The organism is Rhodococcus sp. DMU2021 (genome assembly GCF_019641445.1).
GTDB classification, from domain to species: domain Bacteria; phylum Actinomycetota; class Actinomycetes; order Mycobacteriales; family Mycobacteriaceae; genus Rhodococcus; species Rhodococcus pyridinivorans.
Genome location: NZ_JAIFKB010000005.1, coordinates 183,706 through 196,434, shown reverse-complemented (window position 1 = coordinate 196,434; position 12,729 = coordinate 183,706). Strand labels below are relative to the sequence as shown.

Here is a 12,729-nt window from a genome sequence, read left to right as displayed (position 1 = left end):
GCGCCGTCGTCCGTGACAGTCGACGGGGGGAGAACGCGGTGAATGGGGCCGGTAACGGGTCGTCGGGGCTCGACGGACACGCATTGGACGCGACGGCGCTGGACTCGTCGCTACTTGTACGTCCGGTCGCCGCGCCGCCGCGGAAGGGCTGGCGGCGGGTCGTCTACCGGGCGACCGGTGGTCGTGTGCACGTGGGGGAGAGTTCCCGGCAGCAACGCAAGGAGGAATCGGCCGAGCGGGTGCGTGCACCGCTGCACGGCTGCCATCGGATCGCCCTGCTGAGTCTCAAGGGCGGGGTGGGCAAGACGACCACCACGGTCACGCTCGGCTCGACCTTCGCGGAGCTGCGTGGCGATCGGATCGTCGCGGTCGATGCGAATCCGGACCGCGGGACGTTGAGTCAGAAGGTGGCCGAACAGACGCCGGCCACGGTGCGCACGCTGCTGCGCGATCAGTCGCTGCTCGAGACATATGCGGACGTGCGCGCCTACACCTCGCAGAACACGCATCGTCTCGAGGTGCTCGCCTCGGACACCGATCCGGCGGTCTCGGAGGCCTTCAGCGCCGACGACTACGAACGGACGTTGGGTCTTCTCGAGCGGTTCTACAGCATCGTGCTCACGGATTGCGGGACCGGGCTCATGCACTCCGCTATGACCGCGATCCTCGAGAACGCCGACACGCTGGTCGTCATCAGTTCCGGTTCGGTGGACGGCGCCCGCAGCGCATCGGCCACGCTCGACTGGCTCGACGCGCACGGCTATCGCGAACTGGTCGAGCGGTCGTTGGCCGTCGTCAACGCGGTGCGGCCGAGGTCGGGCAAGGTCGACCTCGACCTCGTGGTGCGACACTTCGAACAGCGGTGCCGCGCGGTCCACGTCCTGCCCTTCGATCCCCACCTCGAAGAAGGGGCGGAGATCGACCTGGACCGGTTGCAGTCGGGTACGCGGCGCGCCCTGCTCGGACTCGCCGCGGATATCACCGACGGTTTCGCCGCGCGGTGACAGACCGCTCGGCGTAACGCGAACGGTCAGTCGCCCCGCTCCTGATCGGACTCGCCGGTGCCGTCGCCAGTCCGGCGGCGGTGCACCTCGCGATCGACCTTCCACAGGAAGTCGGGATCGTCGTCCGGCCCCATCACGCGGGACGGCGGACGAGATGTGGGACCGTACGCCTTCCACAGCAGGACGGCGAGTGTCACCGCACCGATGAGTGCCAACAGATAGAGCACGTTGCACCTCCTGACCGTGGTGGTGCCGGACGAGGACGTACCCTCGCCGTGCACCTCCGGGCCGCGGCGACCGCAGACCGGTTCGTCCACATTCTAGGTGGGAGGAACCCGGTCCGGCACGTGGGTTCCGCGGGTGGTCGGCCGAGATCCGGCAGGTGTACGCCGGAGGTGCGGATTCTGCTGTCTCGGATCAGCGTGTCGCTTCGGTCGTGAGGGAGCGGAGAAGCGCCAGGACCTCGGACTCACGGAAGCGCCGATGGCCACCGGGGGTCCGCAGCGAGCCCAATCGGCCGGCGTGGGCCCACCGGGTGACGGTCTTGGGATCCACATGGAACAGTGCCGCCACCTGGCCCGGGGTCAGCAGGGATTCCTTCGCGCCGTTGAAAGTGGGTGCGCTCATTGCGAATGTCCTCCCGGTTGTCGTGATCGTGTTGTTCGACGCGATCGAGTTGTTCGATCGGGATGTCCAAGCCCATGGTGGCACCGATACCCCTGGTTGCTCGAACGGTCTACGGTTGGTAAAGCGGAAGTAATAGACAAAACGGACGGATGTCCGACTTACGGAAATCGACGCGGAGCTCGTCGTCCGGGCGGCCGGTTAACCTGGAGTGGTGAACGACGAACGCCGGAACGAACCCTCGGATACCCCCTCCCAGCCCACTCCACACCCTCACGGTGAGGGCGCCACGGCCGCCGACGGTCAGGCGGGGGCCGGGTCTCTGATCCGGGACGTCGCGTTGTACTCGGTGGCCCGACTCGCCCTCGTGGTCGTGCTCACTCTGCTCATTCTCTACGTTCCTCGGGCATTCGGGGTGGAAATCCCCCTCCTTGTCGCGGCCCTGTTCGCCGTGCTCATCGCCCTGCCCGTCTCGCTCGTGCTCTTCGCGTCGCTTCGGCGTCGCGTCAACGTGGGCATCGCCGCGGTCGATGAGCGTCGGCGCACCGAACGCGCGGACCTCGAGAAGCGCATGCGCGGCGAGAACGGGCGGTGACGGCGACCGGTGCGGTCGTCGACCGCAGCGCACCCCGGGACTGGGTCGACAACGCGGTCCGGCTCATCGAGGCCGACGCCCAGCGCAGCGCCGACACCCACCTGCTCCGCTACCCCCTCCCCGCGGACTGGGGCATCGACCTGTACTTGAAGGACGAGTCGACGCACATCACGGGCAGCCTCAAGCACCGTCTCGCGCGCTCGTTGTTCCTCTACGCCCTGTGCAACGGCTGGATCCGTGAAGGGACCCCGATCATCGAGGCGTCGTCCGGGTCCACCGCGGTCAGTGAGGCGTACTTCGCGCGACTCCTCGGCCTCGACTTCGTCGCCGTCGTACCGCGCCGCACCTCACCGGCGAAGGTCGCGCTCATCGAGGCGCAGGGCGGCCGGTGCCACTACATCGACCGCCCGCCCGAGATCTACACCGAGGCTCAGCGGCTTGCCGACGAGCTCGGGGGCTGCTTCATGGACCAGTTCACGAACGCCGAGCGGGTCACCGACTGGCGGGGCAACAACAACATCGCCGAGAGTATCTACTCGCAGATGCGTCTCGAGCGTCATCCCGTGCCGGAGTGGATCGTCGTCGGCGCCGGAACCGGCGGCACGAGCGCGACCCTCGGCCGCTACATCCGCTACCGCCGTCACCGGACACGGCTGGCGGTCGTCGACCCGGAGAACTCGGCGTTCTTCGGCGGGTTCGAGACGGGATCGGCCGACTACACGACGGGCATGCCCTCGCGTATCGAGGGGATCGGACGTCCGCGCGTCGAGCCGTCCTTCGTGCCCGAGGTCGTCGACCGGATGGTGCGGGTGCCCGACGCGGCGTCCATCGCCGCCATGCGGCACGCGAGCACCGTGCTCGGACGTCGGGTGGGCGGCTCGACCGGCACGAACCTCTGGGGAGCCTTCGGCCTGATCGCCGAGATGCTCGCGAAGGGCCGTGAGGGCAGCGTCGTGACGTTGCTGTGCGATGGCGGCGAGCGCTACGCCGACACTTATTTCTCCGACGAGTGGGTCGCTGCCGAGGGGATGGACCTCGCAGGGCCGCTCGCGGTGCTGGAGAAGTTCGCGACCACCGGCGGCTGGTGCCGGTAGAGCCTTCACCACCTGCGCAGATTCCGTTTCTGTCAATCGTCGTTGACGTGCCCTCGGTGTCAACCTATATTGACAACATGAGTGAAGCCACCACCCTCGCCGCTGCCGCCGCGAGCTCCGATCCCGCAGTGGGCCTGCGCGCCGTGCGTGCCCTGCGCCGGCTGCTGGAACGGCTCGAGGAGGTCCAGGTCACGAATGCCCGTGAGCGAGGTTGGTCCTGGCAGGCCATCGCCGACGAGCTCGGTGTCAGCCGCCAGGCGGTCCATCAGAAGCACAATCGGAAGTGCAGGTGATCGACATGTTCGAACGATTCGCCGACGGTGCCAGATCCGCCGTTGTCGCAGCGCAACAGGAGGCGATCCGGGTGTGCGATCCCCGGATCGAGGCGTCGCACCTGCTCATCGGGGCCGCTGTCGCTGCGGACGAACCGCTGCGGGTCCTGCTCGCGGAGGAAGGTCTCACGGTCGACGGGCTCCGCTCCGACCGGGCCGCCCGCACCGCCGACGCCCCGCTCGGTGACGAGGACGCCGCGGCGCTCGAAGCGATCGGGATCGATCTCGACGAGGTCCGGAGCCGTCTCGAAGCGGCCTTCGGCAAGGGGGTGCTCGACGGGAAGAACGCCGATCGGCGGGGCGTCGCGAACCGGCTCGGTCACATCCCGTTCGACCGGGCGGCGAAGAAGTCGCTCGAACTCGCGCTGCGGGAGGCCATCGCACGCCGCGAACGGGTCATCCGTCCCGAGCACATCCTGCTCGGACTGCTGCGCAGCGACGATCCGGCGACCGGCGCCCTCGTGGAAGCGCACGTGCCGCGCGCGCAGCTCCGTCAGCGCCTGAGCGGCCACCTCGACGCCGCTGCCTGACGTCGTCGAGCCTTCGGGTGGTTACCGGGTCGGCTGCGCGGGGGCGACGGCGAGCGGACGCCCGGCGACGAGCGGGACGACCGTCGCCGCGACGAGCAGCAGCGTGCCGACCGCGATCGTCGCGAACGGCCACCACTGACGATCCGATGTCGCCGTGACCTCCGCAGCCTGCGTGTCCGTAGCGGCCGGCGCGGTGCGCGGCAGCGCTTCGGTGGCCGACCGGACGTTGTCGGCGATGCCACCGACGACGTCGGCCACCGGCCCCACACCGTCGACCAGCTGTCCGGTGCCGTCCGTCAGGGCTCGGCCACCGTCGTCGAGGAGAACGAGGCCGTCGCGGAGCTGTCGCGAGCCGTCGGCGGCCTGCGCCATGCCCGCAACGAACTGCGCGTTCGGATCGGTGAGTTCGTAGGCGAGCTGCCGTGCGCCGTCGCGCAACTGCCCGAGCTGGGCGAGGGTGTCCGGTCCGAGGCCCTGCGTGTCGAGGGTCTCGACGAGCCCGCGCAGTCGGCCGGCCGCGCCCTGCGAGACCGGATCTGCAGACGCACCGAGCGTGTCGGCGACAGCTGCGAGTTGCGCGGTGACGTCGCCCTGCATCTCCCCGAAACCGGAGAGCCGGTCGACCACCTCGTCGACGCCACCGCTCACCTGGCGGGCACCGTCGCCGAGCATGTCGACACCGCCGTCGAGTTGTCCGAGACCGTCGGCGAGCTGCTCCCCGCCGTCACGGGCCTGCCGGAGACCGTCGGAGAGCTGGTGGGCACCCTCGTCGAGCTGGGTGCTGCCCTCCGTCAGCTGACCGACCCCGCCGTCGAGCACCGACAGCGGCAGTCCGGCCCGCTGCAGATTGCTCCGCGCCTCGTCGACGCCGTCCGCAGAGGGACTCGGCTCTTCCGAGACGGTCGCGACCGTCGTCTGGGGGCGGTCGAGCCAGGCGAAGACCGAACCCGTGCCCACGAGGAGCAGACCGGCTACAGCGAGAAGCAGGGGGAGAAGACGTGAACGCACGCCGGCCGACGCTACCGTCCGTCGCTGAGAGGCCCCTGAGGGGGAGGGGCGATCCCGGATGGGCCCGATTTGCCCGTTACGAGACCGAGTTCGGTGTGCCACAGTGGCACCATGATTTCTCTGATACTGCGGTTGATCATCAACGCGGTCGGTCTGTGGCTCGCGGTCGAGCTGGTCGACGGGATCGACTTCACCGATCCCGCAGGCGCCTCCGACACGACCCGCAAGGTCATCTCGCTCGTCGTGCTGGCCGCCATTTTCACCGTCGTCAACGCACTCGTGAAGCCGCTGGTGAAGCTGCTGTCGCTGCCGCTGGTGATCCTCACCCTCGGGCTCTTCCTGCTCGTCGTCAACGCGCTGATGCTCATGCTCACCGCGTGGCTGAGCGGATTCACCGAATACGGCCTCACGATCGACGGTTTCTGGGCGGCGCTGTGGGGCGGCGTGATCATCGCGATCGTCAACTTCGTCCTCGGCCTGGTCGTCCCGGACCGCGACTGATCCCGTCCGCCCGCGACCCGGTCCGCCGCGCCCGCGTCATGGTCAGCCGAAGGCCAGCGCGGGCGCGGTGGCTACCGCCCACACGAGCATCGCGACACCCGAATCGCTGAGCGCCGGGATCAGCGCGAGACCGAGGGCACCGGCCCGCACCGGTTTGTGCGCGCGGACCGCGAACGGTGCGGCGAGGAAGCCGGCGAGCGCCCACGGCGTCGCCGCGACCAGCACGAGCGACATCACGAACGGCACGACGACCAGCACCAGGTGGAGCGTGCGGGTCCTCGGGTCGCCCAGCTTGACCGCCAGGGTCCGCTTGCCGGTCTCCGCGTCGGTGGCGATGTCGCGGAGATTGTTCGTCACCAGGACGGCCGTCGAGATCGAGCCGACGGCGACCGCGCAGGCCAGACCCACCCAGTCGACGCGACCGGCCTGAACGAACTGGGTGCCGAGCACCGCGACCAGCCCGAAGAACACGAAGACGCCGATCTCACCGAAGCCGCTGTAGCCGTACGGGTTCTTTCCGCCGGTGTAGTACCAGGCCCCGGCGATGCAGACCGCGCCGACGAGCACGAGCCACCAGGCGGTCGTGACGGCGAGAGCGAGTCCCGCGACGGCCGCGACGCCGAAGCACACGAACGCCGCGCGCTTGACGGCGCCGGGGCTCGCCGCCCCCGAACCCACGAGCCGCATCGGGCCGACCCGCTCGTCGTCGGTGCCGCGGATGCCGTCGGAGTAGTCGTTGGCGAAGTTCACGCCGATGATCAGTCCGAGCGCGACGACCAGTGCCAGCAGCGCCTTCCACCACACGGCCTCACCGAGCCACGCCGCAGCGCCCGTGCCCGCCAGGACGGGTGCGATCGCGTTGGGGAGGGTGCGCGGACGAGCGCCTTCGAGCCATTGACCAGCCGTTGCCATGGATCGATCTTCGCACCCGGGCCTGCCTGCCGCGTCGTGCGCACCCCGTCAGGAGAAGCGCGAGACGAGGGCGCGGCGATCGACCTTGCCCGGTCCACGCAGCGGCAGCGTGTCGACGACCTGCAGCTCACGCGGCGCAGCAGTGGGATCGAGCGTGGCCTCGACGTGGTCGCGGAGTTCGGCGAGCGTCGGCGTCGCGCCGGGGACGGGCACGACGACCGCCGCGACGCGCTGACCGAGCCGGGCGTCGGGCAGACCCACCACCGCGACCTCCCGAACGGCCGGGTGCTCGACGAGCACGGCCTCGACCACCTGGGGGACCACGGTGAGCCCACCGGTCGAGATGGCCTCGTCGAGCCGTCCCAGGATGCGCAGGACCCCGTCGTCGAACAGGCCCGCGTCGTCGGTGCGGAACCAGCCGGGTTCGGCGAAGGCAGGATGGTCGGGCAGGTTCCGGTAGCCCGAGGCGAGCGTGGCGCCGCCGAGCCACACCCGCGAGTCCCCGTCGACGCGCACGTACACGCCGTCGAGCGGCACGCCGTCGTAGACGCAGCCGCCGCAGGTCTCGCTCATGCCGTAAGTGCGCACGACGGTGATGCCGGCCGCGCGGGCGCGGTCGAGGATTGGCACGGGAGTCGCGGCCCCACCGAGCAGGATCGCGTCGAGGCGGGCGAGCGCTGCGGTGGCGTCGGGATGGTCGAGGGCCTTGATCAGCTGCGTGGGAACCATCGAGCTGTACCGGCGGGGGCCCGGCACGGCGTCCACCGCCGCCGGCAGATCCGCAGGATCGAAACCGGCGGACACGTCGACGACGACGGGTTCGGTTCCGGAGAGCAGGCTGCGCAGCAGCACCTGCATGCCCGCGATGTGATGGGCGGGCAGGGCCAGGAGCCACGAGCCCGTCCCGCCCAGTCGGGCGTGGGTGGCGTCGCCGCTCGCGCGCAGCGCCTGCGCGGACAACATGGCACCCTTCGGGGTCCCGGTCGTGCCGGAGGTCGCGACCACCAGTCCCACACCGTCCGCGACGGGTTCACCGGGGCTCAGTGCTGCGGTGAGTCGGAGCGTCTCCCGCTCGTCCCCGGCGGGGACGGGGAGCAGCGCCGGTCCGTCACCGTCGAGCATGCGCTGCAGGGTGGGCAGCACGGAGCGGACGGCGGACCCGGCAGGGACGGGCAGGAGCTCGAGTGTGGTCACAGATCGTATTGTGTCGTGTCCCATCCGCCTGCCTCGAGCTGGCGGCGGACCCGGTCCACATCGTCGGGCGACGGCATGTTGTTGGTGATCTTGCTGATCAGGACCGCGATGTCGATGCGGTTGATCGACAGGTCACCGTCCTCGACCAAGGTGTCGGCGACCTGGGCGACCTCCTCGTCGGACAGGCGCCGCGCGAGCAGTGCGAACAGGGGTACGTAGTCCTGTTCCGGTACCCCTTCGGGGTAACCGGCGCGGAGCCACTCGACGATGGAAGCGAGAAACGGCGGGAGAGCCACCCGTCACTCCGATCAGAAGATGTCGATGCCGAACGTTCCGGCGAGGAAATCGGACGCCAGCAAGAGGATTCCCGCCAGGATCGCGCAGGCGACCACGGCGAAGCACAACACCGCGGCGGTCCGCGCCACGGGGTTCGGTATGCCGTCGCTGCCCCGACCGGCGTCGAGCGTGCGGACCCCCAGGGCGAACAGGGAGGGCAGGCCGGCGCCGAGCAGCAGGCCCACGAGAACGACCTGCCAGAGGGAATCGAGGGTGTGCGTCAACAGGTTCACAAGCGTCCTTCCCCGCTGACCGTTTCGGAGGCACCCGGCGCCGAGGCGAGCTTGTCGTCCCAGTCGGCGGTGACGTTGGAGGCGTCGACGGGCTGCCGGCGCGAGCGCAGCCACATGAACAGGGCCAGGGCGCACAGGATTGCGAACACGACGAGCACGCCGGACATGCCGCCGATGAGGTGGGCGAGCGCCCAGCAGATCGCTCCGACGACCGCGGCGCACGGCAGGGTGATGACCCACGCGACGACCATCCGTCGCGCCACCGACCAGCGCACCTCGGCGCCCTTGGTGCCCAGACCCGTTCCGAGGATCGACCCCGTGGCGACGTGCGTGGTCGACAGCGGCAGACCGAAATGGCTCGAGGTGAGGATGATGGCGGCCGACGACGACTCGGCGGCCAGGCCCTGCGGCGGGGCGATCTCGACGAGGCCCTTGCCCAGCGTGCGGATGATGCGCCAGCCACCGAGATAGGTGCCGAGTGCGATCGCGACGGCACAGGCGACCTTCACCCAGAACGGCATCTCGGTGTCGGCGGTGATGGTGCCGTGGGCGACGAGGGCCAGGAAGATCACGCCCATCGTCTTCTGCGCGTCGTTGGTGCCGTGCGCGAGGGACATCAGGGACGCCGTGCCGATCTGTCCCAGCCGGAAGCCGCGGTCGCGGTGCTCGGTGGCGACCGGTCGGGTCAGGCGGTGCATCGACCAGATGCCCACCGTGGACACCAGCGCCGCGATGACGGGCGCGAGCACGGCGGGAAGCAGGACCTTGCCCAGGACTCCGTCCCACACGACGCCCTGGACACCGATCGACGCCAGTGCAGCGCCGACGAGACCGCCGAACAGGGCGTGCGACGAACTGGACGGCAGACCGAACAGCCAGGTCGAGATGTTCCAGAGGATCGCTCCGACCAGACCGGCGAAGACGATGAGCAACAGATCGGTACCGCCGACGGTGTCGAGGTCGACGACACCCTTCGCGACGGTCGCGGCGACTTCCACGGACAGGAAGGCGCCGACGAGGTTGAGAGTCGCGGACAAAGTGACCGCGGTCTTGGGTTTGAGGGCGCCGGTGGCGATGGATGTCGCCATGGCATTGCCGGTGTCGTGGAAGCCGTTGGTGAAATCGAAAGCGAGGGCAGTGACGACCACCACCAGGAGCACGACGAACTCTGCGGTCACGTCTGTCGATTGTGGGGTAGCGGGCAGGTGAATGTACAGCGACGGGGATGTGAATTCTGCGTCTCGCCGTCACACCCGACCGGTTCTTTCGGACTCCGACCATGAGCGGAGTGCAGAGCAGACCGCACGGCTTGTGTGCAAGATCACCGGCGTCGCGCGACTGCCTCCGGCCGTGCCCGGGTATCTCCGTTCGTCAACGGAGGTCGCGCCGCAAGGGATGGTCCTCGGGGATCTGCACCAGGACGATCGGGATCCCTTCGGGATCCGCGATCCACAGCTCGCGCAGTCCCCACGGCTCCTGCTTCGCACCCCGGACGATGCGCACGCCCTTCAGCGCCAGTTCGGCCTCGGCGTCGTAGACGTCGCGCACCTGGAGCCACAGGGCGCCGTGGAACATTTCGTCGCTGTCGTCGGATCGGCCGTGCGCGGCGATCTCGATGAGCGACTGCCCCGCGAAGAAGACGGTTCCGCCGGGATACTCGCGGGCGATCGCCAGTCCCAGCGTCGAACCGTAGAACTCGAGGGCGGCCTCGGGGTCGCGCGGACGGAGGATGGTGCGGCTGCTGAGGATCTCCACGGTCACTGCTCCTCGGCCGGGCAGGCCTCGTGATGGCGGCGGCCGTGCGTGCGCCGCGATTCCTTCATCTCGGCCTCGAACAGATGGCGCCGGCCCTCCACGAGTTCGTCGCGCACCTGCTTCTCGAACGTGCGGAAGTCCGACCAGTAGCCGTCGTCGAACTCCTCGACGAGCTGGAAGGTCCAGCGACCCTCGGCGATGTTACGTCCGATGATCTCGGTGCCGAGCCGCTCGGCGATCTCGTCGTGCCCGGCCTCGCGGAACAACTCCTCGGCGTCGCCGGTGAGCAGATCGGCGCGGCCCATCAGCTGGTGGAAGGCATAGAGATGGCCTCGCGCCTGCTCGACGGTCTCGAGGGCCTCGGACAGTTTGCCGGTCGCTTTCACAGTGGCGTCGGAGACGCTTTCCGGGCGGGTGTGGGCGGTTCGCGGACTCTGGCGATCGGTCATGTCCCACAGTGTGCCCGAGAGCACACGGTTCGAACGTAACTGAACATATGTGTTTGACGAAGCTTTCGATGGGACATTACTGACGGCAACGGTGCCCATGACAGCGCCGGCCTGCCACAGCGGATCCGACGCAGCCGTTACCGCGGCTGCGCGGCACCGCCGACAACGAGTGAGGAGAACTGCCATGGCGACCGACTACGACGCTCCCCGCACCACCGACATCCTGGGCGGCGGTGGCACTGCCCTGGACGAGCTGGACATCAAGCCCACCGCGGCCGCCGACACCGACGAGGGCGAGATCCTCGAGACCCTCGACCTGCCCGGCGCCGACCTCTCGGCACTGTCGGCGGAGGAGCTCTCGGTGCAGGTCCTGCCGAAGCAGTCGGACGAGTTCACCTGCATGGGCTGCTTTCTCGTCCAGCACCACAGCCGTCGCGCGACGGGCGCCGGCGAGCAGGCCTACTGCCGCGACTGCGTCTGACCTTCCGTCGGACGACCCCTCCCTGCGCGGCGAACCGGACTTTGCACCTGCTGTAGCAGGGGCGAAGCCCGGTTCGTCGCGTCAGGATCAGTAGTAGTGCGGGTAGGGCGACCAGTCGGGCTCGCGCTTCTCGAGAAAAGCGTCGCGACCCTCGATCGCTTCGTCGGTCATGTAGGCCAGACGCGTGGCCTCGCCCGCGAACAACTGCTGACCGACGAGGCCGTCGTCCTGCAGGTTGAAGGCGTACTTGAGCATGCGCTGCGCCTGCGGCGACTTGCCGTTGATCTTCTGCGCCCACTCCAGCGCGACGTTCTCGAGCTCGTCGTGGTCGACGACCTTGTTCACCGCACCCATGTGGTGCATCTCCTCGGCCGTATAGGTGTCGCCGAGGAAGAAGATCTCCCGCGCGAACTTCTGGCCGACCATTTTGGCGAGGTAGGCGCTGCCGTAGCCCCCGTCGAAGCTGCCCACGTCGGCATCGGTCTGCTTGAAGCGGGCGTGCTCACGGGAGGCGAGCGTCAGGTCGCACGTGACGTGCAGGCTGTGACCGCCACCGGCGGCCCAGCCGTTGACCAGAGCGATGACGACCTTCGGCATGAACCGGATCAGCCGCTGGACCTCGAGGATGTGCAACCGGCCCGCGCGGGCCTTGTCGACGGTGTCGGCGGTCTCGCCGCTCGCGTACTGGTAGCCGCTACGGCCACGGATCCGCTGGTCGCCGCCGGAGCAGAACGCCCACCCGCCGTCCTTCGGGCTCGGGCCGTTGCCCGTGAGCAGCACGACGCCCACGTCGGAGGTGGTCCGCGCATGATCGAGCACGCGGTAGAGCTCGTCGACGGTGTGCGGACGGAAGGCGTTGCGCACCTCGGGACGATCGAACGCGACGCGGACCGTGCCCTGCGTGACGTGTCGGTGATAGGTGATGTCGGTGAGGTTCTCGAACCCGGGTACCGGGCGCCACAATTCTGGATCGAAGGTCACCTCGTCACCATAAAGGGCCGGACATCTCGGCGACGTGCGCTGCCGCCCGATAACGTGCACAACCATGACCGAGCAGACCGATCCCCGCGACGACTACGAACACCACGGCGGATTCCCGGTCTACGAACCGGTGAAGGCGGGGCCGAACTACGGTCGCCTCGTCGAGACCTTCCGGCGTCTGCAGGATCTGATGGTCTCCACGAACCCGCCGGACGAGGTCGTCGACCGCGCGATCGAGCAGACCGAAGCACTCGTCGGCCTGCTCGCCGAGCACGCCGTGCCCGAAGGCCGCTCGCCCGCCGGATTCAACGTCGACCTGCCCGGACGCGGCAGCGCGCTGCTGCTGCCGTGGACGATCGAGAAGTACGGACCGGACGGTGTCCGTGAGCGCGGCGTCTTCCGCCGCTACCACCTCGGAGGCAACGGGGCCGCGCACGGCGGCACGCTGCCACTGCTGTTCGACGACCTGTTCGGCATGGTCATCCACGCCAACGGCCGCCCGATCGCCCGCACCGCCTATCTCCACGTCGACTACCGCAGGATCACTCCGATCGAGACCGAACTCGTCGTCGACGGCTGGGTGGACCGCGTGGACGGTCGCAAGGCCTTCTGCAAGGCCGAACTGCGCGATGTCGACGGCAACCTCCTCGCCGACTGCGAGGCGCTGATGGTCCAGTTGCTGCCGGGCCAGCCGTGACCT

The 12,729-nt window shown here is 69.1% G+C and carries 19 protein-coding genes; 8 read left to right on the top strand and 11 right to left on the bottom strand.

From position 1 onward, the window contains the following. Positions 1 to 38: 38 nt before the first annotated feature. Positions 39 to 1,004 (top strand): MinD/ParA family protein, encoded by a 966-nt coding sequence (locus tag K3M35_RS11025; RefSeq protein WP_064061975.1) that lies wholly within the window; start codon positions 39 to 41, stop codon positions 1,002 to 1,004. A 26-nt stretch (positions 1,005 to 1,030) separates the two neighbouring features. On the opposite strand, the gene K3M35_RS11020 is transcribed toward K3M35_RS11025, so the two are convergent. Continuing rightward, positions 1,031 to 1,231: a hypothetical protein gene (locus K3M35_RS11020; RefSeq protein WP_220666413.1), complete on the bottom strand. Its 201-nt coding sequence runs from the start codon at positions 1,229 to 1,231 to the stop codon at positions 1,031 to 1,033. A 190-nt stretch (positions 1,232 to 1,421) separates the two neighbouring features. After that, a complete protein-coding gene (locus K3M35_RS11015; RefSeq protein WP_006552323.1) occupies positions 1,422 to 1,631 on the bottom strand; it encodes a BldC family transcriptional regulator in 210 nt (69 codons plus the stop codon). A gap of 208 nt (positions 1,632 to 1,839) precedes the next feature. Between K3M35_RS11015 and K3M35_RS11010 the strand changes: the two genes are divergently transcribed. From K3M35_RS11010 to K3M35_RS10995, 4 genes are all read left to right on the top strand, one after another. Continuing rightward, positions 1,840 to 2,223 (top strand): DUF4229 domain-containing protein, encoded by a 384-nt coding sequence (locus K3M35_RS11010; protein WP_064061974.1) that lies wholly within the window; start codon positions 1,840 to 1,842, stop codon positions 2,221 to 2,223. Then, a complete protein-coding gene (locus tag K3M35_RS11005) occupies positions 2,220 to 3,317 on the top strand; it encodes a PLP-dependent cysteine synthase family protein (RefSeq protein WP_220666412.1) in 1,098 nt (365 codons plus the stop codon). The genes K3M35_RS11010 and K3M35_RS11005 overlap by 4 nt, the downstream gene beginning before the upstream one ends. Positions 3,318 to 3,394: 77 nt before the next feature. After that, positions 3,395 to 3,610 (top strand): HTH domain-containing protein, encoded by a 216-nt coding sequence (locus K3M35_RS11000; RefSeq protein ID WP_220666411.1) that lies wholly within the window; start codon positions 3,395 to 3,397, stop codon positions 3,608 to 3,610. Positions 3,611 to 3,615: 5 nt separating this feature from the next. Then, positions 3,616 to 4,179: a Clp protease N-terminal domain-containing protein gene (locus tag K3M35_RS10995; RefSeq protein WP_033096353.1), complete on the top strand. Its 564-nt coding sequence runs from the start codon at positions 3,616 to 3,618 to the stop codon at positions 4,177 to 4,179. A 21-nt stretch (positions 4,180 to 4,200) separates the two neighbouring features. On the opposite strand, the gene K3M35_RS10990 is transcribed toward K3M35_RS10995, so the two are convergent. After that, a complete protein-coding gene (locus tag K3M35_RS10990; protein WP_220666410.1) occupies positions 4,201 to 5,187 on the bottom strand; it encodes a hypothetical protein in 987 nt (328 codons plus the stop codon). 111 nt (positions 5,188 to 5,298) lie between these two features. On the opposite strand from K3M35_RS10990, the gene K3M35_RS10985 reads away from it, so the two are divergent. After that, entirely contained in the window at positions 5,299 to 5,688 is a 390-nt protein-coding gene (locus K3M35_RS10985) for a phage holin family protein (RefSeq protein WP_220666409.1), read from the top strand. 42 nt (positions 5,689 to 5,730) lie between these two features. Here K3M35_RS10985 and K3M35_RS10980 read toward each other — a convergent pair whose 3' ends face one another. The 7 genes from K3M35_RS10980 to K3M35_RS10950 form a co-directional block, all read right to left on the bottom strand. Next, complete coding sequence (locus K3M35_RS10980) at positions 5,731 to 6,600, bottom strand: 1,4-dihydroxy-2-naphthoate polyprenyltransferase (RefSeq protein ID WP_220666408.1); 870 nt, start codon at positions 6,598 to 6,600, stop codon at positions 5,731 to 5,733. Between the two features lie 48 nt (positions 6,601 to 6,648). Next, positions 6,649 to 7,818, bottom strand: a complete 1,170-nt coding sequence (gene menE, locus K3M35_RS10975) for an o-succinylbenzoate--CoA ligase (RefSeq protein ID WP_259443881.1) — start codon at positions 7,816 to 7,818, stop codon at positions 6,649 to 6,651. Continuing rightward, entirely contained in the window at positions 7,791 to 8,090 is a 300-nt protein-coding gene (locus K3M35_RS10970; RefSeq protein WP_006552314.1) for a DUF3349 domain-containing protein, read from the bottom strand. The genes menE and K3M35_RS10970 overlap by 28 nt, the downstream gene beginning before the upstream one ends. Before the next feature lie 12 nt (positions 8,091 to 8,102). Then, positions 8,103 to 8,363: a hypothetical protein gene (locus K3M35_RS10965; RefSeq protein WP_019291216.1), complete on the bottom strand. Its 261-nt coding sequence runs from the start codon at positions 8,361 to 8,363 to the stop codon at positions 8,103 to 8,105. After that, positions 8,360 to 9,541, bottom strand: a complete 1,182-nt coding sequence (locus K3M35_RS10960; protein WP_200358466.1) for an inorganic phosphate transporter — start codon at positions 9,539 to 9,541, stop codon at positions 8,360 to 8,362. Before K3M35_RS10960 ends, K3M35_RS10965 begins: the two co-directional genes overlap by 4 nt. Before the next feature lie 193 nt (positions 9,542 to 9,734). Beyond that, entirely contained in the window at positions 9,735 to 10,118 is a 384-nt protein-coding gene (locus K3M35_RS10955) for a VOC family protein (RefSeq protein WP_024101701.1), read from the bottom strand. A 2-nt stretch (positions 10,119 to 10,120) separates the two neighbouring features. Next, positions 10,121 to 10,567, bottom strand: coding sequence for a hypothetical protein (locus K3M35_RS10950; RefSeq protein ID WP_024101700.1), 447 nt, complete (start codon positions 10,565 to 10,567; stop codon positions 10,121 to 10,123). Between the two features lie 184 nt (positions 10,568 to 10,751). Between K3M35_RS10950 and K3M35_RS10945 the strand changes: the two genes are divergently transcribed. Then, positions 10,752 to 11,048 carry a DUF4193 domain-containing protein gene (locus tag K3M35_RS10945; protein WP_006552309.1) on the top strand — a complete coding sequence of 99 codons (297 nt, stop codon included), beginning with the start codon at positions 10,752 to 10,754 and terminating at the stop codon, positions 11,046 to 11,048. A gap of 87 nt (positions 11,049 to 11,135) precedes the next feature. On the opposite strand, the gene K3M35_RS10940 is transcribed toward K3M35_RS10945, so the two are convergent. Continuing rightward, positions 11,136 to 12,029, bottom strand: coding sequence for a 1,4-dihydroxy-2-naphthoyl-CoA synthase (locus tag K3M35_RS10940; RefSeq protein WP_024101698.1), 894 nt, complete (start codon positions 12,027 to 12,029; stop codon positions 11,136 to 11,138). A 64-nt stretch (positions 12,030 to 12,093) separates the two neighbouring features. Between K3M35_RS10940 and K3M35_RS10935 the strand changes: the two genes are divergently transcribed. Then, the gene (locus K3M35_RS10935) at positions 12,094 to 12,726 is read left to right on the top strand and encodes a PaaI family thioesterase (protein ID WP_006552307.1); all 633 of its coding nucleotides are present in this window, start codon (positions 12,094 to 12,096) and stop codon (positions 12,724 to 12,726) included. The last annotated feature ends 3 nt before the right edge of the window (positions 12,727 to 12,729 follow it).